3 protein-coding genes are annotated in these 2,794 nt (G+C 59.6%); all 3 read left to right on the top strand.

Translation table 11 applies throughout. The features are described 5' to 3' along the window. A partial coding sequence (gene aroA / locus ACQKP2_RS32360) for a 3-phosphoshikimate 1-carboxyvinyltransferase (RefSeq protein ID WP_427582319.1) occupies positions 1-1,347 on the top strand: 1,347 nt, incomplete at its 5' end. Continuing rightward, the gene (cmk, locus tag ACQKP2_RS32355; RefSeq protein ID WP_427582318.1) at positions 1,344-2,033 is read left to right on the top strand and encodes a (d)CMP kinase; all 690 of its coding nucleotides are present in this window, start codon (positions 1,344-1,346) and stop codon (positions 2,031-2,033) included. The genes aroA and cmk, both read left to right, overlap by 4 nt. A gap of 120 nt (positions 2,034-2,153) precedes the next feature. Continuing rightward, the coding region (locus tag ACQKP2_RS32350; protein ID WP_427582317.1) for a S1 RNA-binding domain-containing protein at positions 2,154-2,794 on the top strand (641 nt) is incomplete at its 3' end.

The following is a 2,794-nucleotide window of genomic DNA, read 5'->3' as shown; positions in this document are numbered from 1 at the left end:
CGCCCTGCTCGAAGGCCAGCCGCAACGCCTGTATCTGGTAGCGCACCACCTGGTGGACCTGGTGGCCGCCTGTCCGGTCGGATTCGCGTACCGGGTGACAAATCGATTTCCCACCGTTCGATCATGCTCGGCTCGCTGGCCGAAGGTGTTACCGAGGTGGAAGGTTTCCTTGAGGGTGAAGACGCCCTGGCGACACTCCAGGCTTTCCGCGACATGGGTGTCGTGATCGAAGGTCCGCACCACGGACGTGTGACCATTCACGGCGTAGGCCTGCATGGCCTCAAACCTGCACCGGGCCCGATCTACCTGGGTAACTCCGGTACTTCGATGCGTCTGTTGTCCGGCTTGCTGGCTGCGCAGGACTTCGACAGTACCCTGACTGGCGACGCTTCGCTGTCCAAGCGTCCGATGAATCGTGTGGCCAATCCGCTGCGTGAGATGGGGGCCGTGATCGAGACGGCCGCTGACGGTCGTCCGCCGATGACCATTCGTGGCGGGCACAAGCTCAAGGGGCTGACCTACACCATGCCGATGGCCAGTGCCCAGGTTAAGTCCTGCCTGCTGCTGGCGGGTCTGTACGCCGAAGGCAAAACCACCGTCACCGAGCCTGCTCCGACCCGTGACCACACCGAGCGCATGCTGCGTGGCTTCGGTTACCCGGTTACCGTCAATGGCGCGACCGCATCGGTCGAGTCCGGCAGCAAGCTGACCGCAACCCACATCGAAGTGCCAGGCGATATCTCGTCGTCGGCGTTTTTCCTGGTGGCGGCTTCGATCGCCGAAGGTTCGGAGCTGGTGCTCGAGCACGTTGGCATCAACCCGACTCGTACCGGTGTAATCGACATTCTGCGTCTGATGGGCGCCGATATCACCCTGGAAAACCTGCGTGAAGTCGGTGGTGAGCCAGTGGCTGACCTGCGCGTGCGCGCAGCTAAACTCAAAGGTATCGAGATTCCGGAAGAGCTGGTGCCGCTGGCTATCGACGAATTCCCCGTGCTGTTTGTGGCGGCTGCCTGCGCCGAAGGACGCACTGTGCTACGCGGTGCCGAGGAGCTGCGGGTCAAGGAGTCGGACCGTATCCAGGTCATGGCCGATGGCTTGCTGGCGTTGGGCGTCAAATGCGAGCCGACTGCGGACGGCATCATTATCGATGGCGGCCAGATCGGTGGCGGTGAAGTACACGGTCATGGCGATCACCGGATCGCCATGGCATTCAGCGTTGCTTCACTGCGCGCCACGGCACCGATCCGCATTCATGATTGCGCCAACGTCGCGACGTCGTTCCCCAACTTCCTCGCGCTGTGCGCTCAGGTCGGTATCCGCGTTGCCCAAGAGGCCCAGTCGTGAACAATATTGCACCGGTCATCACCATTGATGGGCCAAGCGGCTCCGGAAAAGGCACTGTAGCCGGGATTCTGGCCAGGCGTCTGGGCTGGAATCTGCTGGACTCCGGTGCGCTGTACCGTTTGCTGGCCTTTGCGGCGCATAACCATGGCGTCGATCTGACCAATGAAGAGTTGCTGAAAAAACTGGCCGCTCATCTGGATGTGCAATTCATCGCCGCGACGGAAGGTCAGTTGCAGCGCATCATTCTGGAAGGCGACGAAGTCAGCGACGTGATCCGGACTGAGAGCGTCGGCTCCGGTGCCTCGCAGGTCGCTGCGCTGCCTGCCGTGCGTGAGGCGCTGTTGCAGCGCCAGCGCGCCTTTCAGGAGGCGCCAGGTCTGGTGGCAGATGGGCGTGACATGGGGACAGTGGTTTTTCCGGACGCACCACTGAAGATTTTTCTCACTGCCAGTGCCGAGGAGCGTGCGCGTCGTCGATACTTGCAGTTGAAGGGCAAAGTCGAAGGTGTTAGTCTGTCGAGTCTGCTAGATGAGATACGTGCACGCGATGAGCGTGACACCCAGCGAGCGGTAGCCCCGCTCAAGCCGGCGGCTGACGCCATACAGCTGGATTCCACGGAATTATCCATCGATCAGGTGCTGGAACGCATCATGAGCGAAATTGCCATTCGCGATATCGCCGGGTGACCAAGAAGGCCGCAGGGGACCAGTCATAGTCCTGCGGAGGCTTCTTTTTAATGAAACCAACCCTCACCGTCTGGGGTGTGGCGATGGGCGTATTCTTCGCCCTAATCAACAGGAATTAAAATGAGCGAAAGCTTTGCGGAACTCTTTGAAGAAAGCCTAAAGACCCTGAACCTTCAGGCAGGCTCCATCATCACCGGTGTTATCGTTGATATCGATTACCAGGCTCGCTGGGTAACCGTTCACGCTGGCCTGAAGTCTGAGGCACTCATCCCGCTTGAGCAGTTCTACAACGACGCTGGCGACCTGACTATCAACGTCGGTGACGAAGTTCACGTTGCTCTGGACTCGGTTGAAGACGGCTTTGGTGAAACCAAGCTCTCCCGTGAAAAAGCCAAGCGCGCTGAATGCTGGATTGTTCTGGAAGCAGCCTTCGCAGCCGAAGAAGTGGTCAAGGGCGTTATCAACGGTAAGGTTAAAGGCGGCTTCACTGTCGACGTTAACGGCATCCGTGCGTTCCTGCCAGGTTCTCTGGTTGACGTCCGTCCAGTGCGCGACACCACGCACCTGGAAGGCAAAGAGCTGGAATTCAAGGTCATCAAACTCGACCAGAAGCGCAACAACGTTGTCGTTTCCCGTCGCAGCGTCCTCGAAGCCGAGAACTCCGCCGAGCGTGAAGCTCTGCTGGAATCCCTGCAATCCAGGTTGCCCACCAGTTCTTCGGCATTGAATTGCAGTGCATCTTCCAGCTCGCTCAGCGAAGC

This window comes from Pseudomonas sp. NPDC089569 (assembly GCF_050280625.1).
In the GTDB taxonomy this organism is placed as follows: Bacteria; Pseudomonadota; Gammaproteobacteria; order Pseudomonadales; family Pseudomonadaceae; genus Aquipseudomonas.
This window is presented reverse-complemented; position numbering and strand designations above follow the sequence as displayed.